Consider the following 22413-nt stretch of genomic DNA (forward strand, 5'->3'; position numbering starts at 1 on the left):
TCAGCCGCAGCGGCGTGCGTGGTTCTCGCACGCCGACGGATCGAGCAGCCAGTCCAGCCCCGAATCGGCGTCGTCGAACACGCGCAGATAGGGCTGCGTCATCACCCGCAGCACCTGCATCCGCTGCAGGGCGCTCGCGGTAATGACAGCGATGCGCGAGGCCTTGGGGAAGTCGCGGAAGCTGCTCGAAAAGGAGTCGAGCGTGTCGCGCGGCTGCACCGCGCTTTCGCGCATGTCCATGCGCAGCAAATAGCCCGGCTTCAGCCCCTGGGCGAGAAACTGCTGCAGGCACTGGCGCGCATAGTCCGGCACCTGATCGGGCAGGAAGATGCGGTGCCAAGCGATGTCGAGCAGGCTGCGCTCGGGCTGGAAGCGGATTGTGTACATCGCCGCCGACCATGCAGCAGATGGTTTTGCAAAGGCTTAACCGGCGGGATGCTTCGTGGCCGAGCGTGGTGGGAAACGCAATGTCGGTACGCGCATGTCCCGCAGGGCAGCTGCAATCCTGCCCTGCGGGACGACCGTCGTCTTAGCGTCCGAGGAACGCGAGAAGATCGCTGGTAAGACGATCACTTTCGGTCACGTTGAGGCCGTGCGGCGCACCGTCATACTCGACCAGCTGCGACTGGCCGATGCCACGCGCCGCAGCGCGCCCTGCCGCGTCGATGGGCACCGTTTTGTCGGCAGTGCCGTGGATGATGAGCGTCGGCACGCGAAATGCCGGCAGGTCCGGCCGGAAGTCGGTATGGCTGAAGGCCTGCGCGCAAGCGAGCGTGGGCTTGAGCCCGGCCATCATCGCGACGCTGGTCGACCAGTCAAGCACCTCATCGCTGACCGGGCTGGTGATGTAACCCACGCCGTAAAATTGCGGGAAGAAGCTATGGCGTAGGAAGTGGGCGCGATCCTTCTTCAGCCCATCCGTGATCTGGTCAAAGGTCGACTGCGGCGTGCCATCCGGATTGTCATCCGTCTTGAGCATGAACGGCACCACCGATGACACCAGCCCGGCTGCGATCACGCCCTTGCCATCGTAGCGGCTCATATAGCGCGCCACTTCGCCGCCCCCCATGGAAAAGCCGACGATCGTCGCATCGTCCTTGGCACCGGTCTCGTTCAGAACATCGGCGAGATCGTCGGCGAGCGTATCGTACTCGTACCCGTTCCACGGCTGCCCCGAGCGACCGAAGCCGCGGCGATCGTATGCGATCGCGCGGAAGCCGGCGTCGGCCAACGCCATAGCCTGCGCGTCCCAGCTGTCGGCCGACAAGGGCCAACCATGCATCAGGACCACCGGGCGGCCGCTGCCCCAGTCCTTGACATAGAGGTCGGTGCCGTCGCGAGTTTTGATGTATGGCATGCAGGCGCTCCTTGGTTAGGAGACTAAGAACCCATAGGTTGGATTCTGTGTCCCTGTGTCCGGAGATCGCGCCGCGAGATCGAGGCCTGCCTTGAGGCCTTGGCTACGCTCGGCGTGCGGCGTGAATGGCCGGAATCGGGGCGAACGCTGACTCGACTCGGCGAACCGGCGCAGCAAGATCAGACCGGACAGTCCACCTTCCGCGCCGCCCTTGCCGCCCGCGCCGCAGCGAGCGCCTGGAGGATGCGGATCGTCTGGTGCTCGGCCTCCGCCCTGAGGTGGCGAGGGGCGGAGACCCAGAGATCGGGGTGATATTGCTTGAGGAGCGCGCGCCCCGTTGGCCTCGACTTCCGTGTGGCTCGCATCCGGCGCGACTTCGAGGACGACCCACCAGCACTCCTCCGCGACGACGGGCGGCGGCGCGGCGGCTTCCGCGCGAGGGGAAGCCCTATCGGGCACCCCCAAACCAGGGGTGAACGGCCATGGTTAACCGCGCGGTGGGATGTTTGCGGTTCCGCCCGAACGTCCCACCGCGATCCGGTCAGCGCGGCGTGAGGGTAACCTTACCGAGCAGCCCCGATGCCTGCCCCGCCGGCGCCTGCACGATCAGCTCGACGGTGCGCTGGCCGCTGCCCGCCGGGAAGGCGGCCTCGAGCGGTGCCGGCGCGGCATCGGTCTTCTCGGCGAGCTTCTTGCCGTCGACCCAAAGCTCCGCACGCCCGCCGACGCTGGCGAAGCGCAGCGTGCCGCCGCCCGCGGCGATGCGCTTCCAGGGCGTCAGGCGGTTGTTGTAGACGCGCCAGCCCGGCTGTGGCTCGGCCGGGGTCGGCATCGCGCTGCGCAGGAACGCCCAGCTGTTGTTGTCCGGCACCAGGCCCGGCTTGGGCTTGTCGGCCGTCTGCCACGAGCGGCGCCAGTCGCCCAGCACCATCAGCGGCGGCGTGACGCCCACCTGTGCGCGCGGCGCGATGTCGGCGCGATCGATCGTCAGCAGCGCGGGCTTCAGCCCCTCCGCGCTCGCCTTGACGGTGATCTTGCCGCGGCCGGTGCCCGCCTGCACCAGAATCTGGGCGAGGCCATTGAACAGCGAGCGGGCATTGCCCTTCTCCGCCTCATGGCAGTTCGGATCGCCATTGCCGACGCCGATGATCGCAGCGCCGTCGACGGTGAAGTGCGTCATCAGGTTCGCCGTCGGCACGTGCCGGCCCTGCGCATCGACCGCGTCGATGGTAATCGGCTGCACGTCCTCGTCGTCGCCCGCCATCACGGTGCGTGCGGGGGTGAGCCGCAGCGCGACCGGCTTGCCGACGGTCTCGTGCACCATGCGCGCGACGACCTTGCCGCCACGCAGCGCCTGCGCCTCGAGCCGGCCCGGCGCATAGGGCACCTGCCATTCATTGCCCTGCAGCCGATCGACCTTCTGCGTGCCTACGACCTTGCCGTTGAGCATCAGCGTCACGCTCTCGGCGTTCGATGCCACGAACACCTTGATGACTTGCCCCTCCCTGCCCGGCCAGGTCCAGTGCGGGGCGAGCCACACCACCGGCGCATCGTCGATCCAAGCGGCGCTGTGGATGCCGAACGCGGTCTTCGGGAAGCCGCACAGGTCCATGATGCCGAAGAAGCTGGCGATGGTCGGCCATTCATAGGGCGTCGGCTCGCCATGATAGTCGAAGCCGGTCCAGACGAACCCGCCGGCGATGAATTCGCGCGCGGCGATCAGCTGCCATGCCTTGCGATGGGTGTTGCCCCAGGGGGCCGCCTCGTCGTCGTACGAGGTGATGACGTGCTTGGCGGGATCGCTCGCGAAGGCGCCGCGCGTCTCATAGGCGCTGGTGTCCTCGGAGCTGGTGCTCGGGCGCGTCGGGTTCAGCGCGTGCCACTTGTCGTATTCGCCCTGGTAGTAGTTGAACCCCATCACGTCGACGACCGAAGAAACGTTCTGCGGATTGTAGAAGGAGCCGTTCATCGCCGAGGTCACCGGCCGGCTGTCGTCGAGCTTGCGCACCGCAGCTTCCATGCGGCGGACCATCTCCACGCCCGCCTCGGTGCCCTGCATCGGCTCTTCGTTGAAGACGGACCAGAGAATCACGCTCGGGTGGTTGCGGTCGCGCCGCACCATCCAGCTGAGCTGGGCCAGGTAATCGGGCGCAGGGTTGAAGTGGCGGTTCTCGTCCATGACGAGGAAGCCCATGCGGTCGCACCAGTCGAGCAGTTCGGCGGTGGGCGCATTGTGCGACATGCGGATCGCGTTGCAGCCCATCGCCTTGAGCCGCTCGAGCCGCCAGCCGAGCAGCGCATCGTACTGCGCAACGCCGGTGCCGGCATGATCCTGGTGGATGCACACGCCCTTGAGCTTCACTGGGTGATCGTTGACGAACAGCCCCTTGTCGGCATCGAAGCGCACGGTGCGGAAGCCCACCTGGGTGCGCCGCTCGTCGATCAGCTTGCCGTCGCGCAGCAGGCGGGCGTGGACGGTGTAGAGCGTCGGCGTTTCGACCGACCAGAGCTTGGGGCTGGCGAGCGACAGCGTCATCGAAAGGTCAGCACGATCGAGCACCGGCACGCTGCCCGCGGTGGTGGCGAAGGCGACGCGCTTGCCGCTGGGATCGAGTAGTTCCGCCTCGACCGCCACGGCCACCGGCGCGCGCTCGATATTGCCGGCGGTCACCGTCACCGGCACGTTCCAGCCCGTCTCGGTCTTGCGCGGATCGCAATGTACCCCGTCGGTGACGATCGAGACCGGCCCGCGGCGCACCAGCCAGGCATGGCGGTAGAGCCCCGCGCCTTCGTACCACCAGCCTTCCATCGCCTCAGCATCGACGCGTATCGCGATGACATTGTCCTCGTCGCCGAACCGCGCGAAGGGCGTCATGTCGATGAGGATGCTGGCATAGCCCGACCAGCTGTGTGCGACGACGCTGCCGTTCACCCACACCGTGGCATTGGTCGCCACGCCGTCTAGGTGGAGCTCGATCGTCTTGCCGTGATCGGCCGGATCGAGCGTCAGGCGGCGGCGATACCAGCCGATGCCGCGCTTGCGATAGCCCTGCGAGACGTTGGCGGTCTGCTCGAAGGGCTGGAACGAGGCCCAGTCGTGCGGCAAGCGCACCTCGGCCCATTCGCTGTCGTCATAGTCGCGCGCGGCGGCACCGCGGGCGTTGCCGGCTTTCACACTGCCATAGGTATCGTCATGGTCCTTGAGCGGCGCGGGCAGCACATCGCCCTCATGGAAGCGCCAGCCGCGCTCGATGCGGGTGCGGGTGGGATCGCCGTCGGGCAGGCGCGGCATCAGCGCGGTCTTGGGCGCGGGCATCGGGAAGGCATCGCCCGCCACCGCGCGCGCGGCCGCCTCGGCCTCGGGCAGCCCCAGCGAGGCAAGCGCCCCCAACCCCGCGCTGCCGAGCAGCAACTGGCGACGATCCATGCAGCAATCTCCAAAAGTCAGGCAGGCAGGCGGGCGGCTCAGACGTCGCTGAGTTCCGCCACGAAATCATAGGCATCGCCCCGGTAATAGGAGCGGGTCACTTCGGCCGGGCGGCCGTCGCGCAGGAAGGCGCGACGCTCGATCAGCAGGCCCGCATGGCCGGGATCAACGCCGAGCATCTTGGCATGTTCGCCGAGGAACGGCACCGCGCGCAGCCGCTGCAGCGCGCGAACCGGGCGATTTCCGGCGGCTTCCAGCGCCGTGTAGAGCGAGTCCCCCACCGCATCGACCGAGGGCAGGCAGTAGCCGGCGATGGTCGAGAATTCGAGTGCCATCGGCTCGCCATCGGCGAAGCGGATGCGCGAGAAGCGCAGCACCGCCGCGCCCGGCGACAGGCCCAGCGCCATCGCCTCTTCGGGGGTCACCTGCCCGGTGGAGCGCGCGATCCAGCTGCTGCTGGCGGCGCGGCCCCGCGCGGCCATGTCCTCGGTGAAGGAGGAGAGCTTGGAGAAGCTCTTCTCGACGCGCTCGGCGACGAAGGTGCCCGCGCCGCGGCGGCGGGTGAGCAGGCCGTCCTCGACCAGCCCGCCGATCGCCTTGCGCACGGTGATGCGCGACACGTCATATTCGACCGCAAGGTCGCGCTCCGGCGGGATCGCGTCGCCCTGGTTGAGGATCTTGCCGCTGATCGCTTCGCGGATCAGTTGTTGCAGCTGCAGATAGAGCGGTGACGGGTTGCCCTCGCGAAACCGGCCGATCTGGTCCGAAAACGTCATCATTCCTCCCCCTTGCCCGACACCGTTGCCAAAGCCCCGACAACCGCATCTACGGCAGGTTTCCCGCAGCGCGTACCCGCTTTCCTACGGACTTACATTGGTACGATGATACCAACAGCCTCAACGGCTGAGGTCAAGAGGCTAAATGCAAAGAACTATGTCCGTGGACGCAAGGCTGTTGCCCGATAGGATCTAAATTGGTTACACCCTTGCTCCGGCCCCGCTCGGTGGCCGCGACAAGAGGGGAGTTTCCGATGCGCGCGTTCCTGAAAACGGCAAGGCATTCCGGCTGGGCGGCACTGCTGCTGTCCTCGACCGCTTTCGCCCAGACCGTGCCGCCGCTCACCCCCCTGCCCGCCAGCGTGACGCCGGGCAAGGGCAGCTTCACCGTGGCAAACGGCACCGGCATCGCCGTGCCCGCCGGAGACACCGCCGCCGCGGCCGCTGCCAAGCTGCTCGCCGCGCACGTAAAGGTAGAGCGCGGGATCACCCTCGGCGCGACCGGTACCAGCGGCGCGATCCGCTTCGAGCGCGACGCGGCTATCCAGGGTGCCGAGGCCTATCGCATGACCGTCGATGCCAAGGGCGTGCGCATCGCCGCCTCGGGTGATCGCGGGCTGCTGTACGGCGCGATGACGCTCGCCCAGCTGCTCAGCCCCGATCACGGCTTCGGCAAGCCGGTCAAGCTGCCGGCGCTCAGCGTCGAAGACGCCCCCCGCTTCGGTTGGCGCGGGCTCATGATCGACATCACGCGCCATTTCCAGCCGATAGAGTTCGTCTATGGCGTGGTCGACCAGATGGCCTCGGTGAAGCTCAACACGCTTCACCTCCACCTCACCGACGACCAGGGATGGCGCTTCGAAGTGAAGCGCTATCCCAAGCTCACCGAAATCGGCGGCTGGCGCACCCCGCCGAGCACCGGCGGCGCGCCTGGTCCCAAGGTCGGCGGCTTCTACACGCAGGAGCAGCTCAAGGCGCTGGTCGCCTATGCCGCCGAGCGCGGGGTGACGATCGTCCCCGAGATCGATCTTCCCGGCCATGCCCAGGCGCTGGTCGCCGCCTATCCGGAACTCGGCATCTTCGGCGACCATACCGAAGTGTCGCACGACTGGGGCGTGAACCCGTACCTCTTCAACCCCGGTCCCAAGGGCATCGCCTTCGTCAAGGAAGTGCTCGACGAGCTGATGGCGGTGTTCCCCGGCACCTATATCCACCTCGGCGGCGACGAGGCGGTGAAGGACCAGTGGGAGCGCTCGCCGGAAGTGCAGGCGCAGATCAAGGCGCTGGGGCTGAAGGACGAGAACGGGCTGCAGAGCTGGATGATCGACCAGTTTGGCGCCTATCTGGAGCAGCATGGCCGCCGCCTGATCGGCTGGGACGAGATCCTCGAAGGCGGCCTGCCGCCATCGGCATCGGTCATGTCGTGGCGCGGCGAGAAGGGCGCGGTGGACGCGGCAAACCAGGGGCATGATGTGGTGCTTTCGCCAGCTCCGACGCTCTACCTCGACAGCCTGCAGAGCGACCGCAGCGACGAACCGCCGGGCCGCCTCTCGATCCAGACGCTGGCCGATGTGTACAAGTATGAGCCGATGCCGGTGGGCATCGACGCCGACAAGGCGAGCCACATCCTCGGCGCGCAGGGCAACGCGTGGAGCGAGTATCTGATCACGCCCTATCAGGTGCAGCACGTGCTGTTCCCGCGCGCGGCGGCGATCGCCGAGATCACCTGGTCAGGCAAGGACAAGCGCGACTTCGGCGGGTTCGTACAGCGCCTCCAGCCGCAGATGGCGCGCTGGCGCCGCTCGGGGATGGAAGTCGCCGACAGCGCCTTCGCGGTCGACTACAGGCTGCAGGGCAGCCGCGGCGACGCAGTGCGCGCGAACCAGGCCAAGGTGGCGCTGGCCACCCAGACCGGCTTCGGCACGATCCGCTACACGCTGGACGGCAAGCAGCCGACCGCCAAGTCGCCGGTGTACAAGGCGCCGCTAACGCTCAAGCCCGGCACGACGATCACTGCTGCCGCCTTCGATGCCGCGGGCATGACCACCGCGACGCCGCGCACCTTCGACACCAGCCGCACCGCGCTGCTCACCCGCACCAGCTCGGATATGGTCGCCTGCCCCAAGGGCGCGCTCGGGCTGCGCGTGCCGCTGAACAGCGAGGCGCAGGAAAATGCGCCGGTGTTCAACGTCAACCTGTTCGACACCTGCACCGCCTATCCGGCCGCGCCGCTCGACGTGGCGACCAGCTTCACCGTCGACGTCGCCCGTACGCCCCGCAACTACGGCCTGGCGCACGACTTCAACAAGGTGCGGGCGCATTACAATGTCAGCACGTACGGCGAACTGATCGTCCGCGCGCGCTGCATCGCCGCGGCCAAGGATCCGTCGATCAAGCCGATCGTCATCGCCACCTTCCCGCTGCCCGACCCCGCCAAGGCGCCGCAGCAGTTCCGCTTCTCCGGCACGCTGCCCAAGCTGAGCGGCGACGAGGATATCTGCTTCCAGTTCACCTCCCCGCTCAGTGACCCGTTCTACACGGTCGAACGCGTCGTGCTGACGGAGAATGCGAAGTGAAGGCTCGCGCGCTCGCCCTGCTGCCCCTTCTCGCGCTGGTCACCCCGGCCTGGGCGGACCCCCGCCAATCGGTCTCGCTCGACGGTGCCTGGGAAGTCCGCATCGACCCCAGCGACGCCGACGCCGCCAAGGCCCACCCCAAGGAAGCCGCCTGGTTCCCCGCCAAGGTGCCGGGCAGTGTCCAGCAGGACCTGATCGCGGCGAAGCGCGTGCCCGACCCCTATAAGGGCATCAACGAGGCGCCGATCCAATGGGCCGGCCTCACCCGCTGGCAGTTCCGCCGCACGCTCACCGTCACGCCCGCAATGCTGGCGCGCGACCATCTCGACCTGGTGTTCGACGGGCTCGACACCTTCGCCACGGTTACGCTCAACGGCCGCAAGCTGGTCGAGACCGACAACGCCCATCGCCGCTGGCGGGTGGATGCCAAACAGGTGCTCAAGGCGGGCGCGAACGAGCTGGTCGTCACCATCGCCTCGCCGATCAAGACGCTGCAGCCGATGGTGCTGGCGGAGAAATTCCCGCTCCCCGGCGAATATGATTCCGCCTTTGGCGACGAGCCCAAGGGCAAGCAGACCTCGCCCTATATCCGCAAGCCCAAATATGATTACAGCTGGGACTGGGCCCCGCGCATCGTCAAGATCGGCCTGTGGCGGCCGGTGCGGCTGGAAGCCTGGGACGACGCCCGCATCGACGGCTTCCGCGTCGATCAGGAAGCGCTGAACCCCGCCGAGGCGCGGCTGGTCGCGCGCTGGAAGCTGCTCGGCGACCGCGCGCGCGCCGTCACCGTCCGCACCCGCATCACCGGCCCCGACGGCCAGACCATCGAGGCGAGCCGCACGCTCACGCTCGGCGCGGGCGAGAATGCCGTCAGCGTGCCGCTCACCCTGGCGACGCCCCAGCTCTGGTGGCCCGCGGGCTATGGCGCGCAGCCGCTCTACAAGGTCGAGGCGACGCTGGAGGAAGACGGCGCGGTCAGCGACCGCGTGTCGCAGCGCATCGGCTTGCGCACCGTCGAGCTGCTGACCCAGGGCGGCGGCTTTGGCTTCCGCGTCAATGGGCTCCGGATCTTCGCCAAGGGCGCGAACCTGATCCCGTTCGACATGTTCCCGAACAACGTGACCGAGGCACGCATGCGCCGCATGCTCACCGACGCACGCGACACCAACATGAACATGATCCGCGTGTGGGGCGGCGGCTATTATCTCGACGACGCCTTCTACGCCGCAGCCGACGAGCTGGGCCTGATGGTGTGGCAGGACTTCATGTTCGGCGGCTCGATCACCCCGCCCGACGCGGCGTTCCGCGAGAATGTCCGGATCGAGGCAGAGGAGCAGGTCGCCCGGCTCCAGCCGCATCCGTCGATCGTCGGCTGGAACGGCGGCAACGAGATCCTGTCGGGTTGGGAAAACTGGTCCGATCGCAAGGCGTTCAAGAAGGCGGTCGGCGCGGACGAGCAGGAGCGGATCGGCGCGGGCATGGCCGTGCTGTTCGATCGCACGCTGCGCGACGCGGTGCAGACGGAGGCCCCCGGCACCACCTATTGGCCGGGCTCGCCCTCGAACGACTATACCGGCCCGGTCGATACCGACGCCACCGGGGACCGCCATTTCTGGGATGTCTGGTCGGGCTCCAAGCCGGTCGAGAACTACCTGAACGGCTGTGCGCGCTTCATGTCCGAATATGGCTTCCAGGCGATGCCGAACCTTTCGACGATCCGCAGCTTCGCAGGCAAGGGTCCGCTGGCGATCGACAGCCCGGTGCTTAAGGCGCACCAGCGTTTCCTCGCCGGCGAAGGCAATAGCCGCCTCCAGCTCTATCTCGACCAGCGACTGCGCAAGCCCGCCGACTTCGCCGATCTCGTCTACCTCACCCAAGTGAACCAGATGCAGGCGATCGGCATGGCCGCGCGCCACCACCGCGCCTGCGCGCCGATCACCATGGGCTCGCTATTCTGGCAGCTCAACGATGCGTGGCCCGCGATCAGCTGGGCGAGCATCGACTATGACGGCCAGTGGAAGCTGCTCCAGTACGAGGCGCGCCGCATGTTCGCGCCCCAGGCGATCGTCGCCGAGCACAAGGACGGCGCGACCCGCCTCGCCGCCGTGTCCGACGCGACGCAGCTGATCGCCGCCGAATGGCGCGTCCGCGGCTTCACCATGGACGGCAAGCCGCTGGGCGCGAAATCGGAGAAGTTCGACCTCTCTCCGGGCGCGCTCGAACTCGTCACGATCGCCGATGCCGATCTGTTCGGCACCGCCGCACCGGCCGACAGCTATGCCGTCGCCGAGCTGTGGATCGACGGCAAGCCGATCTCGCGCGCGCTCGTCGAGCGGTCGCTGCCCAAGGACATGGCCTATCCGGCGCCGCGCCTGTCGGTACGCTGGCAGGGCAAGCAGGTGACCGTCACTGCCGGCGCACTTGCCCGCGCGGTGATGCTCGATTTCGGCACCACTGTCGCGCATCCGAGCGACAATGGCTTCGACCTGCTGCCGGGTGAAAGCCGCACGCTCACCATCACGTCCGAGGTGAGCGGCACCGCGCTCGCCCGCGCCCTTACCCTTCGTACGCTGGGACCCCGTTGATGCCCTTCCTTCCCCTGCTTCTCCTCGCCGGCGATCCCGATCCGGTGGCTGCCGCCATCGCCAAGATGACGATCGAGCAGAAGGCCGCGCAGCTCCAGAGCACCGCGCCCGCCGATCCGGAGATCGGCCTGCCCGCCTATGACTGGTGGAACGAGGGCCTGCATGGCCTCGCCCGCGACGGCTATGCGACGGTGTTCCCGCAGGCGATCGGCCTCGCCGCGACTTGGGACGTGCCGCTGCTCCACAAGGTGGGCGACACCGTCGCCACCGAGGCGCGCGCCAAGTTCAACGCCAAGCCGGTCAGCGCCGATCGCAAGATCTATGAGGGGCTGACGATCTGGTCGCCCAACATCAACATCTTCCGCGATCCGCGCTGGGGTCGCGGCCAGGAAACCTATGGCGAGGATCCGTTCCTCACCGGCCATCTCGCGATCGGCTTCATCCAGGGGCTGCAGGGGCCGGACCCGGCGCATCCCAAGGTGCTCGCGACGCCGAAGCATTTCGCGGTGCATAGCGGGCCCGAGGCCGGGCGCGACGGCTTCGACGTCGATCCCAGCCCGCAGGACCTGGAATCGACCTACACGCCGGCCTTCCGCCTCGCGATCACCGAGGGCAAGGCCCAGTCGCTGATGTGCGCGTACAACTCGATCCACGGCACGCCTGCCTGTGCCTCGGGCGGGCTGCTCAACGATCGGCTGCGCAAGGACTGGGGCTTTACCGGCCTCACCGTTTCGGACTGCGACGCGGTGGCCAACATCCACCTGTTCCACCATTACAGCCTCGACGCGGCCGAAGCCGCCGCGGTCGCGATCAAGGGCGGCAACGACCTGAACTGCGGCACCACCTATGCGGCATTGCCGGAGGCGGTGAAGCGCGGGCTGGTCAGCGAGGCCGAGGTCGACGTGGCGCTGAAGCGTGCGCTCGACGCCCGCCGTGCGCTCGGCATCGCATTCGGCGGCGCCAATCCGTGGAGCAAGATCAAGCCCAGCGAACGCGGCACCCCGGCGCGGCGCGCGCTGGCGCTGGAGGCCGCACGCAAGGCGATCGTGCTGCTCAAGAATGACGGCGACAGCCTGCCGCTCTCGACCGGAGGCCGCATCGCGGTGATCGGCGCCAATGCTGACGATCTCGGCGTGCTGGAGGGCAATTACCACGGCACGGCAAAGGACCCGGTGACCCCGCTTGACGGCATCCGCCGCCAGTTCGGCGCGGACCGCGTCCTGTACGCGCAAGGATCGCAGCTGGCCGAGGGCGGCGCGGTGATCATGCCCGAAACCGCCTTTCGCGCGGACGGCAAGCCGGGCCTCAAGGCCGAATATTTCGCCACGCCGACTGTGACCGGCACCCCCGTCACCACCCGGCAGGATCGCCGTATCGACTTCAACTACACCCGCGCGGCCCCGCTGCCCGGGCTCAACCCGACCGGCTTTGCGGTGCGCTGGAGCGGCGACTTCACGCCCCCGGGCGCCGGCGACTACGAGTTGGCGATCGACATTCCCGCCTGCTGGAAGGATTGCAACACGCACGACGCGGTGCGGCTGTGGGTGGACGGCAAGCTGCTCCACGACGGCCCGCTCGGCAAGGCGCGGGTGGCGGTGAAGGTCGCCAGTGACGGCAAGCCCGTGCCCTTCCGCATGGAGATCGACCATCGCAGCGAGGATGGCGGCGTGCGTCTGATGTGGCAGCCGCCGGCCGAGCCGATGCTCGCCCAGGCGCTCGACGTCGCGAATAACGCCGATACGATCGTCGCCGTGCTCGGTCTGTCCCCCGATCTCGAGGGCGAGGCGCTCAGCGTCTCGATCCCCGGCTTCGTCGGCGGCGACCGGACCGACATTGCCCTGCCCCGCCCGCAGCTCGAGCTGCTCAAGGCGCTGCGCAAGACCGGCAAGCCGCTGGTCCTGGTCCTCACCAGCGGCAGCGCGGTGGCGGTCGATCCGAGCCTCGCCGACGCGATCCTCGAAGCCTGGTATCCGGGTGAGGAAGGCGGCACCGCCATTGCCGAGACGCTGGCCGGCAAGAACAACCCCTCGGGCCGCCTGCCGCTGACCTTCTACGCCTCGACCGACGATCTGCCCGCGTTCGTCGACTACGGCATGAAGGAGCGCACCTATCGCTTCTTCACCGGCAAGCCACTCTGGGGCTTCGGGCACGGCCTGAGCTACACCAAGTTCGCCTATGGCGACGTGGCGGCGAAGACCGCGGGCATCGGCCAGCCGGTGCAGGTCAGCGCCAAGCTCACCAATGCGGGCAACCGTAGCGGTGAGGAAGTGGCGCAGGTCTATGTCGTCACGCCAGACGCCGGCAAACCAGGTGGGTTCACCACGCCGGTGCTCCAGCGCCAGCTCGCCGGCTTCCAGCGCGCCGCGCTGGCGCCCGGCAAATCGGCCAGCCTGTCCTTCACGCTCGACCCGCGCAGCATCAGCAGCGTCGCGCGCGACGGCACCCGCCGGGTGCTGCCGGGAACCTATCGCGTGTGGATCGGCGGCGGCCAGCCGGGCGACGGCGCCGGGCAATGGGCCGAATTCACGCTGAACGGCGACGCGCAGGTGCTGCCGAAATGATCGCCAAAATGATCGATCGCCGCACTCTGCTCGGCTCGGGCCTGGCGCTCGCCGCCACGCCCGCCTTCGCCGCGGACACGCCCGCTTTCGTCAGCAAGCGCCCCGCACCTGCCGACCGCCGCTTCGTCAGCAAGGCGGTCGAGCGTGAAATCGCGCGCATTTCCAGCAGGATCGCCGATCCCAAGCTGCGCTGGATGTTCGGCAACTGCTATCCGAACACGCTCGATACCACGGTGAAGATGGGCGTGGTGGACGGCAAGCCCGACGCTTTCGTCATCACCGGCGACATCGACGCGCTGTGGCTGCGTGACAGTTCGGCGCAGGTCCGGCCCTATCTGCATCTGGCGAAGGAAGACGCGGATCTGCGCCGCCTCTACCAGGGCCTGATCACGCGCCAGGCGCGCTGCATCCTGCTCGATCCTTATGCCAACGCCTTTCTCGAGGACACCAGCGCCCGCACCGAACTAAGCTGGGCGCTGCACGACAAGACCGAGATGAAGCCGGGCGTCGCCGAACGGAAATGGGAGATCGACAGCCTCTGCTATCCCATTCGATTGGCGCATGACTATTGGAAGGCGACCGGCGACACCTCTCCGTTCGACGCGCAATGGGCGAAATCTGCCCGCACCATCCTCCGCACATTCCGCGAGCAGCAGCGGAAAGACGGTCCGGGCCCCTATCGCTTCCTGCGCAGCAGCGACCGGCCGACCGAGACGCTGATGCTCGACGGCAATGGCCCGCCCAGCCGTCCGGTGGGGCTAATCCATTGCGGTTTCCGGCCTTCGGACGACGCGTGCGTCTATCCATTCCTGATCCCGTCCAATCACTTTGCGGTGACCATCCTGCGCGAGCTTGCCGCGCTCGCGATGGCGGCGCGCCAGGATTCCGCCCTTGCGAACGATGCGACGTCTCTTGCCGGTGAAGTCGAGGCCGCGCTGCGCGAATACGGCACGATGCGGCTGCGTGACGGGCGCGAGGTGATGGCCTATGAAGTCGACGGTTTCGGCAACGCGATCTTCATGGACGACGCCAATGTCCCGTCGCTGTCGAGCCTCGCCTATCTCCGCTGCGTCGATCAGAACGACCCGCTGTGGCAGCGCACTGCCGCCGCGGCGTGGAGTGACGCCAACCCCTATTGGTCGCGCGGCAAGGTCGTCGAGGGCATTGGCGGGCCGCATGTCGGGCTAGGCCATGTCTGGCCCATGTCGTTAATCATGCGTGGTTTCAGCTATGACGGCGACGTGCGAACGCTTCGCAATATTCTGCGAATGCTTAGCAATAGCGACGCGGGCACCGGCTTTATCCATGAGGCGGTCGACCAGAACGATCCGTCCAAATTCACCCGCGACTGGTTTGCCTGGGCCAACGGCCTGTTCGGCGAGCTGCTGGTCCATCTCGCTGCGGTTCAACCCAAGCTGCTTCAGGAAACCTTGTGATCCTCTCCCGTCGCCGCCTGCTCGGCTCCAGTGCGATCGGCCTCGCCGCCGCCGCTATTCCGTGTCCCTCCTCGGCGACATCGCTCCGCCGCACCGCACCCAATCTGTTCATCGGCACCGGCGGCACCGGTCACACCTATCCGGGGGCAACACTGCCGTTCGGCATGGTGCAGCTGAGCCCCGATACCGGCGTCGAGCGCTGGGAGACCTGCTCGGGTTATTATCACAGCGACGGCTCGATCCTCGGCTTCTCGCACACCCATCTGTCGGGCACCGGCATCGGCGACATGCTCGATCTGCTCGTTGTCCCCGCCCGGGGACCGGTGGTCCTGCAGCCCGGTACCCGCGAAAAGCCCGAGACCGGCTATCGCCAGCGCTATCACGACGAGCATGCCGAGCCCGGCTATTACCGCGTGGCGCTAGATAACGGCGTCCGCGCGGAGCTGACCGTTACAGAGCGAACCGGTTGGCATCGTTACTCATTCCCGGCCGGCGCCGGGCACATCCTGCTCGATCTGTCGCATCTGGTGCTCGACAGCTCGGACAGCCCGCCGCTGATCGCCGACGCGCTGATCGAAGTGGAGGCCGACGGCACGATCACCGGTCGGCGACAAGTCTTTCGCTGGGCCAAGGGCCGCAAGATCTTCTTTGCGCTCCAGCTGTCGCGCCAGCCGGATCGCATCACCTTCTACGGCGATGACGATGCCGAGCAGCCCGCCGGCAGCAACAAGGTCACCGGACGGCGACTGAAGGCAGTCCTGCACTATACGGACGCAGGAAATGCCCCAATTCTAGTACGTTGCGGGATCTCCGGCGTCGACATCGCCGGTGCCCGTGCTAATCTGGTCACCGAGGCGAGACATTGGGATTTCGATCGCACCCGCCGCGATGCCACCGCCCGGTGGCAACCGGCCCTCGATGCGGTCAAGGTCGAGGGCGGCACCGCAGACCAGCGCACGATCCTCGCCAGCGCGCTTTACCATGCCCAGGTCGCGCCGACGCTGTTCTCGGACGTCGACGGCCGCTATCTCGGCATGGACGGGCAGATCCACAGCGTGCCCAAGGGCGGCGCGGCCTATAGCAGCTATTCGCTGTGGGATACCTATCGCGCCCTACATCCCCTGCTCACCCTGGTTGCGCCGGCGCGCACCAAGTCGCTGGTCGACGATTTGATCCGCCAGACGGCGCAGTCGCCCTATGGCCCGCTCGTCTGGCCTTTGCAGGGCAAGGAAACCGGCACGATGATCGGCTGGCACGGCGTCGTGCCGCTCGCCGAAGCGCAGGCCAAGGGGATCGAGGCCGATTATGCCGCCGCCTGGCCGGCGATCCGCCGCCGCAGCTTCGATTTCACCGCGCCCGACAAGGACAACAGCAAGGGTCGCGATCTCTACGATCGCATGGGCTATGTGCCTGCGGACAAATGGTTCGAGAGCGTCAGCCGGACGCAGGAATATGCCTATGACGACTGGGCGTCGTCGCATCTCGCCGCCGCGATCGGCGATAAGGCCGATGCCGCGCGGCTGCGCACGCGCTCGGGCAACTGGCGCAACGTGATCGACGGCAGCATCGGCTTCGCGCGCCCGCGCTTCGCCGATGGCAGTTGGTGGACGCCTTATGATCCCGTCCAGCTCGGCCACATGCCCAAGCCCTGGTGGCGCGACTATACCGAGGCGAATGGCTGGCAGGCGACCTTCCTCAACCAGCACGACGTCTATGGGCTGATCGGGCACATGGGCGGTGACGCGAAGTTCGAGGCGAAGCTCGACGCGCTGTTCAACGCCCCCTCCACCCTGCCCGACAATGCCCCGCCGGACATTTCGGGGCTGGTGGGCCAGTACGCCCATGGCAACGAGCCCGACCAGCACGCCGCCTATCTCTATGCCTATGTCGGCGCGGCCTGGAAGACGCAGGCGATGGTGCGGCGGCTATGCACCGAGATGTACAAGAACGATCCGGACGGGATCATCGGCAACGACGATTGCGGCCAGATGAGCGCCTGGTTCGTCTTCTCGGCGCTGGGCTTCTATCCGGTTGATCCGGTCGAGGCGGCCTATGTGTTCGGCTCGCCGCTGTTCGAGCGGGCCGAGGTAACGGTCGGCAAGGGCCGGAAGCTGGTGATCGAGGCACCGGGCAACCGCGCCGACACGCCGTACGTCGCGGCGGTGACCTGGAACGGCAAGCCCTGGACCAGAAGCTGGATCGCGCACGCCGATCTGGTGAAGGGCGGCACGCTGCGCTTCACCATGTCGGCGAAGCCGAACCCGTCGTTCGGGCGCGCGCCGGCGGATCGACCGCCGTCCAACGGCCGCGTGCCCGCCTGATGCTGCTCGCCGCCGCGCTCCTGTCCACGTCGTCTCCCTGCGTCTCCGCCGGAGCCGGCGGCGCGGTGGCGGCCGACCTGCTGCGTGCGCGGCTGGAGGAGCGGCACGCGCCCTGCGCGCGGGTATTGGTGGCACCGCAAGACGCGGTGGAAGCCGCCCTCCCCGCCTCGCGCCGCGCGGCGTGGCGCAAGGTGGCGCCGAAGCGCATGCCGCGCGAAGGCTTTGCCGTCCGCCGGATCGGCGAGACGCTGGTGATCACCGCGCAGGGCACGCGCGGGCTGGTCTATGGCGCGGGCTGGTATTTGCGGACCGGCGCGCGGCCACTCCGCTACGACAGCGCGCCGGCGCGGCCGGTGCGGCTCACCCAGATCGGCTACCGCGCCAAGAACAACAGCTATGATGCCTGGACACTGGCGATGTTCCGCCGTCGCATCGAGGATTTCGCGCTGTGGGGCGCGAGCGGCGTGCAGGTGATCGCGCCGGTCTCTGACGATGACGCCACCAGCCCGCTCTTCCCCGCCCCGCCACTGGAGACGCTGCAAGGGATCGGCGAGATCGCGCACCGGCTCGGCATCGACTTCGCGCTCTATTATCCGAACCTGCACGACTATGACACGCAAGAAGAGCGCGACCACGAACTCGGCCGCTTTCGCCTCCTGATTGGCGCGCTGCCGCAGGTCGACGCGCTCTATGTCCCCGGTGGCGATCCCGGACATGCCGCGCCGGACCGGCTGTTCCCGCTCGTCGCCGAAGAGGCCGCAACATTGCGCGTGCGCAACCCGGACGCCAGCGTCTGGATCTCCACCCAGGGCTTCGACGCGGCGGGGCTCGACGCCTTTTACGCCCAGCTTGCCCGCCGCCCACGCTGGCTGACTGGCATCTTCGCCGGACCTCAGACCCGCGACCCCGTCGCCACCCAGCGGCGCTACCTGCCCGCCGGCTATCAGCTGCTGCTCTACCCCGATATCGCGCACACGATGCACGCGCAGGTGCCGGTCGATCGCTGGAGCCCCGCCTTCGCGCTTACCGAGGGGCGCGAGCCGATCAACCCGCGTCCGCGCGCAATGACGGGCCTGTACCGGCATCTCGATCCGGGCAGCAGCGGCTTCGTCACCTATTCGGAAGGCGTCAATGACGATGTGAACCAGTTCCTCTGGTTCCGCCTCGGCTGGGACCCGCAGACCACGCCCGAGGCTTTTGCGCGCGACTATGCCGCCGGTTTCATTGGAGACCCGGCAGCGGCCAAGGTATTGTTCGCGCTGGAAGACAACTGGACCGGCGATCCCGCCGCGAACGCCAGCATCGACGCGACGCTGGCGCTGGTCGACGGCATGAAGCCCGCGCCCTGGGCCGACTGGCGGACGGACGCGCTCCGCTACCGCGCGGTGTACGACGCCATCGTCCGCCACCGTCTGATGGCCGCCCGCGCCCGCGAGGCCGCCGCTCTCGCCGCCCCCGATGCCGCGACGGCCCGCGCAAGGCTGGCCGAAGCCGATCCGGCGCCCGTGCCGGCGCTGCGCACCCGGCTGTTCGGGCTTGCCAAGCGGCTGTGGCAGGGCGCGCGGCTCCAGCTCAGCGTCCAGCGCTATGGCGCTTCCAATATCGAACGCGGCGCCAATCTCGACCGCGTCGATGTCGACCTCAACGACCGCGTCTGGATCGAACGCCAGCTCGCCACGCACACCCCGGCGCAGCTCGCCGACCATGCCCGCGCCAGGGAAGGCGCGCTCTACGACGATCTCGGCGATCCGTGGAACGCGCCGCATCTCGTCCGCGGCAGCAGCCCGCTCGCTGATCCGCTGCGCTTCGACGGCGCGGTGGAGGGCACCGCCGATCGCACCCCGAACGACGGCTGGCGGATGGCGTGGATCAGCTATGCCGAGAGCCTGTACGACGCGCCGCTGCGGCTCCGCTATACCGGTCTCGACCCGAAACGCCGCTACCGGCTGGTCGCCACCTATGCCGGCGAGGGCTATTGGCTGCCGATGCGGTTTGTCGCCAACGGCAGCATCGAACTCCACCCGCCGCGCGATCGCACGACCAACCCGATGACGGTGGACATCGCCATCCCCGCTGCCGCCACGCGCGGCGGCACGCTCGATCTCGCCTGGACGCGGCCTGCCGGCATGGGCGGCAGCGGCCGTGGCCATCAGGTCGCCGAAACCTGGCTGATTCCAGAACCCCTCTCCGGAGAACGCAAATGACGACCCTTTCCCGCCGCGCGCTCGTCGCCGCCGGCATCGCCACCCCGGCGCTCGCCCATGCCGCGACCGGTGCCGCCGCCAGGACGCCCGCGCCCAAGCCCTATGGGGTGACGCCGAGCGCCCGCCAGTGGAAGTGGCACCAGCGCGAACAATACGCCTTCATCCACTTCTCGATGAACACCTTCACCGACAAGGAATGGGGATATGGCGACGAGGATCCCAAGACCTTCAACCCCGGCGACTTCAACGCCGACCAGATCGTCGCGGCAGCCAAGGCGGGCGGGCTCAAGGGCCTGATCCTGGTCTGCAAGCACCATGACGGCTTCTGCCTATGGCCGACCAGGCTGACCGAGCATTGCATCCGCAACAGCCCCTACAAGAACGGCCAGGGCGACATCGTCCGCGAGATGTCGGATGCGTGCAAGCGCGCCGGTCTGCCCTTCGGCGTCTATCTCTCGCCCTGGGATCGCAACCATCCGGAATATGGCCGCCCCGGCTATATCGCCTATTACCGCGCCCAGCTGACCGAGCTCTGCACCCGCTATGGTTCGTTCTTCGAAGTGTGGTTCGACGGCGCCAATGGCGGCGACGGCTATTATGGCGGCGCGCGCGAGACGCGGAAGATCGACGCCCCGGCCTATTATAACTGGCCGTCGATCGTGGCGCTGGTGCACCAGCTCCAGCCCGATGCCTGCACCTTCGATCCGCTCGGCGCCGACATCCGCTGGGTGGGCAATGAGGACGGCGTGGCGGGCGATCCCTGCTGGCCGACCATGCCCAACCATCCGTACGTCCAGAGCGAAGGCAATGCCGGCGTGCGCGGCGGCGCGCTGTGGTGGCCGGCCGAAACCGATGTCTCGATCCGTCCGGGCTGGTTCTACCATGCCGACGAGGATTCGCGGGTGAAGAGCCCCGAGCGGCTGGTCCGGCTCTATGACGAGTCGGTCGGGCGCGGCACCAATCTCAACCTCAACCTGCCCCCGGATCGGCGCGGTCGCATCGCCGACCAGGACGTCAAGATCCTCAAGAGCTTCGGCGACGCGATCCGCGCCACCTTCGCGCAGGATCGCGCCAAGGGCGCGGTCGCCCATGCCAGCGCCACCCGCGGCCCCGCCTTTGCGGCGGCCCGCGTGCTCGACGGCAATCGCGAGACCTATTGGTCCACCCCCGACGGCACGACCACGCCGACGCTGACGCTCGACCTCAAGCCCGGCACCCGCTTCGACGTGATCCGGCTCCGCGAATATCTGCCGCTCGGCGTCCGCGTGACCCGCTTCGCGGTGGATGCCGAGATCGACGGGAAGTGGCAGCAGCTCGCCGAGAAGGAATGCATCTCGGCCCAGCGCATCCTGCGCCTGCCCCAGCCGATCGCGCCGCGCCGCGTGCGGCTTCGCATCCTCGACGCGCCCGCCTGCCCCGCGATCAGCGAGTTCGCGCTGTTCCGATCGGTCGCGCCGGTGCCGGTCGCGCCGATCGTCTCGTCCGACCCGACGGTGATCGACACGCGCAACTGGAAGATCGTGAGCGCCGCCGGTGCGGGCGCCGAGAAGCTGCTCGACCGCGATCCCGGCACGATCTGGACCGTCCCCGCCCCCAAGCCCGGCGCACCGGTGGAGGTGACGATCGATCTCGGCGCTGAAACGGCGCTGGCCGGTTTCAGCCTGACGCCCTCGCGCCACGTGATGACCGATGCCGCCCCGCCCAAGGGCTATTCAGCTGAGGTCAGCACCGACGGCAAGACCTGGCAGCCTGCCGCGACGGGTGAGTTCGGCAACATCGCTTATGCGCTCTCCACCCAGCGCATCGGCTTTGCACAGGCGCGCGCCGCTCGCTATCTGCGCCTCCGCTTTGCCGAGACTGCGCTGCCCGAGCCCAAGCTTGCCATTGCCGAGATCGGCGGGTTCACCGCCCCGCGCTGACCCGATCACCAGCCTCGAGCGGGCCAGGGCGCGCGAGCCGCGCGCCCTGGCCCGTTGCGTTTCGGCAACATCCTGCGTGAAAACGTAACGGATGAGACCATCCACTGCCATATATAAAACCAGTTTCTTTATTTGGTATTGTATACCGATGGGACCTATGACAGCATCCCTGCCAAGCGGTGACAGCAATGTGACGCCGCCTGCAACGAGGAGAGCGGCGCAACGGCACCGCAAGGGGATGCGACGATGGGACTGGATCGACGCGAAGCTTTGAAATTGGGGTTGGCGGGCGCCGCGGCGCTGCCGTCGGCATCGGCGATGGCGCAGGGCTCGGCCAAGCGCGCGCTGATTGTCTCAACCTGGGACTTTGGCGCGGCCGCGAACGCTGCCGCCTATGCCCAGTGGAAGAAGACCGGCTCGCTGATCGACGCGGTCGAGGCCGGCGGCTGGGTGCCAGAGGCTGACCCCAAGAACCACTCGGTGGGTCTGGGCGGCTATCCCGATCGCGACGGCCATGTGACGCTCGATGCGATCATCATGGACGATCGCGGCAATGTCGGCGCGGTCGCTGCCCTTGAAGATATCCTCCACCCCGTCTCGGTGGCGCGCCGCGTGATGGAGAAGACTCCGCACACGTTCCTGGTGGGTGACGGCGCGCGCCAGTTCGCGCTCGAACAGGGGTTTCCGAAGACGCGCCTGCTGACGCCCGAGGCCGAGGCGGCGTGGCAGGAATGGCTTAAGACTGCCAAGTACAAGCCTGTCGCCAATATAGAAAATCAGCGCGGCTCGGCGCTCGACCACGATACGATTGGTATTGTCGCCTGTGATGCCAATGGCCGCCTCGCTGGCGCCTGCACCACCTCGGGCATGGCGTTCAAGCTGCGCGGCCGGGTCGGCGACTCCCCGCAGGCCGGATGCGGCCTGATGGTCGAGCCCGACGTGGGTGCGGCGACTTCCACGGGCGTGGGCGAGGAAGTGACGCGGATCGCGGGTTCGGCGCGCGTCGTCTCGTCGATGCGCGCGGGGATGGATCCGATGGCCGCTTGCCGCGAGGCCGTGCTGCACATTGCCAAGTTGCGCGGCGATGCCGTGAAGGACGCGCAGGTCGCGTTCCTCGCCATCGACCGCCACGGCCGGGTCGGCGCCTATGCGCTCCAGCCGGGCTTTACCTATGCGGTTACCGATCTCGCCGGCAAGACCCTAGTCCTACCGGCACAAAGCCTGCGGCCTGCCGCGGGCAACCATCAATGA

12 protein-coding genes are annotated in these 22413 nt (G+C 67.9%); 8 read left to right on the top strand and 4 right to left on the bottom strand.

Annotated elements, in window-relative coordinates:
* The 4 genes from RT655_RS04170 to RT655_RS04185 all read right to left on the bottom strand — a co-directional run bounded on the left by RT655_RS04170 (position 1) and on the right by RT655_RS04185 (position 5560).
* Entirely contained in the window at positions 1-387 is a 387-nt protein-coding gene (locus tag RT655_RS04170) for an STAS/SEC14 domain-containing protein (protein ID WP_313535135.1), read from the bottom strand.
* A gap of 142 nt (positions 388-529) precedes the next feature.
* Positions 530-1357, bottom strand: a complete 828-nt coding sequence (locus tag RT655_RS04175; RefSeq protein ID WP_313535136.1) for an alpha/beta hydrolase — start codon at positions 1355-1357, stop codon at positions 530-532.
* A 541-nt stretch (positions 1358-1898) separates the two neighbouring features.
* On the bottom strand, positions 1899-4784 hold the full coding sequence (gene galA, locus RT655_RS04180) for a beta-galactosidase GalA (RefSeq protein ID WP_313535137.1): 2886 nt from the start codon (positions 4782-4784) through the stop codon (positions 1899-1901).
* Positions 4785-4822: 38 nt separating this feature from the next.
* Entirely contained in the window at positions 4823-5560 is a 738-nt protein-coding gene (locus RT655_RS04185; RefSeq protein WP_313536898.1) for a GntR family transcriptional regulator, read from the bottom strand.
* Positions 5561-5814: 254 nt separating this feature from the next.
* Between RT655_RS04185 and RT655_RS04190 the strand changes: the two genes are divergently transcribed.
* The 8 genes from RT655_RS04190 (at position 5815) to RT655_RS04225 (ending at position 22413) form a co-directional block, all read left to right on the top strand.
* A complete protein-coding gene (locus RT655_RS04190) occupies positions 5815-8136 on the top strand; it encodes a family 20 glycosylhydrolase (RefSeq protein WP_313535138.1) in 2322 nt (773 codons plus the stop codon).
* Complete coding sequence (locus tag RT655_RS04195; RefSeq protein WP_313535139.1) at positions 8133-10721, top strand: beta-mannosidase; 2589 nt, start codon at positions 8133-8135, stop codon at positions 10719-10721. Before RT655_RS04190 ends, RT655_RS04195 begins: the two co-directional genes overlap by 4 nt.
* Positions 10721-13282, top strand: coding sequence for a glycoside hydrolase family 3 C-terminal domain-containing protein (locus RT655_RS04200; RefSeq protein WP_313535140.1), 2562 nt, complete (start codon positions 10721-10723; stop codon positions 13280-13282). The genes RT655_RS04195 and RT655_RS04200 overlap by 1 nt, the downstream gene beginning before the upstream one ends.
* Positions 13283-13290: 8 nt before the next feature.
* The gene (locus RT655_RS04205) at positions 13291-14718 is read left to right on the top strand and encodes a glycoside hydrolase family 125 protein (RefSeq protein ID WP_313536899.1); all 1428 of its coding nucleotides are present in this window, start codon (positions 13291-13293) and stop codon (positions 14716-14718) included.
* Entirely contained in the window at positions 14718-17039 is a 2322-nt protein-coding gene (locus RT655_RS04210) for a GH92 family glycosyl hydrolase (protein WP_313536900.1), read from the top strand. Before RT655_RS04205 ends, RT655_RS04210 begins: the two co-directional genes overlap by 1 nt.
* Complete coding sequence (locus RT655_RS04215; protein WP_313535141.1) at positions 17039-19243, top strand: hypothetical protein; 2205 nt, start codon at positions 17039-17041, stop codon at positions 19241-19243. Before RT655_RS04210 ends, RT655_RS04215 begins: the two co-directional genes overlap by 1 nt.
* Positions 19240-21162, top strand: a complete 1923-nt coding sequence (locus RT655_RS04220) for an alpha-L-fucosidase (protein WP_313535142.1) — start codon at positions 19240-19242, stop codon at positions 21160-21162. Before RT655_RS04215 ends, RT655_RS04220 begins: the two co-directional genes overlap by 4 nt.
* Positions 21163-21408: 246 nt before the next feature.
* Positions 21409-22413: a N(4)-(beta-N-acetylglucosaminyl)-L-asparaginase gene (locus RT655_RS04225; RefSeq protein WP_313535143.1), complete on the top strand. Its 1005-nt coding sequence runs from the start codon at positions 21409-21411 to the stop codon at positions 22411-22413.

It is taken from the genome of Sphingomonas sp., assembly GCF_032114135.1.
GTDB lineage: Bacteria > Pseudomonadota > Alphaproteobacteria > Sphingomonadales > Sphingomonadaceae > Sphingomonas.

Coding starts and splice junctions, on each gene's coding strand:
- RT655_RS04190 (WP_313535138.1), top strand. CDS start 5,815: ATGCGCGCGTTCCTGAAAACGGCAAGGCATTCCGGCTGGGCGGCACTG.
- RT655_RS04205 (WP_313536899.1), top strand. CDS start 13,291: ATGATCGATCGCCGCACTCTGCTCGGCTCGGGCCTGGCGCTCGCCGCC.
- RT655_RS04225 (WP_313535143.1), top strand. CDS start 21,409: ATGGGACTGGATCGACGCGAAGCTTTGAAATTGGGGTTGGCGGGCGCC.
- RT655_RS04200 (WP_313535140.1), top strand. CDS start 10,721: ATGCCCTTCCTTCCCCTGCTTCTCCTCGCCGGCGATCCCGATCCGGTG.
- galA (WP_313535137.1), bottom strand. CDS start 4,784: ATGGATCGTCGCCAGTTGCTGCTCGGCAGCGCGGGGTTGGGGGCGCTT.
- RT655_RS04185 (WP_313536898.1), bottom strand. CDS start 5,560: ATGACGTTTTCGGACCAGATCGGCCGGTTTCGCGAGGGCAACCCGTCA.
- RT655_RS04175 (WP_313535136.1), bottom strand. CDS start 1,357: ATGCCATACATCAAAACTCGCGACGGCACCGACCTCTATGTCAAGGAC.
- RT655_RS04220 (WP_313535142.1), top strand. CDS start 19,240: ATGACGACCCTTTCCCGCCGCGCGCTCGTCGCCGCCGGCATCGCCACC.
- RT655_RS04215 (WP_313535141.1), top strand. CDS start 17,039: ATGCTGCTCGCCGCCGCGCTCCTGTCCACGTCGTCTCCCTGCGTCTCC.
- RT655_RS04170 (WP_313535135.1), bottom strand. CDS start 387: ATGTACACAATCCGCTTCCAGCCCGAGCGCAGCCTGCTCGACATCGCT.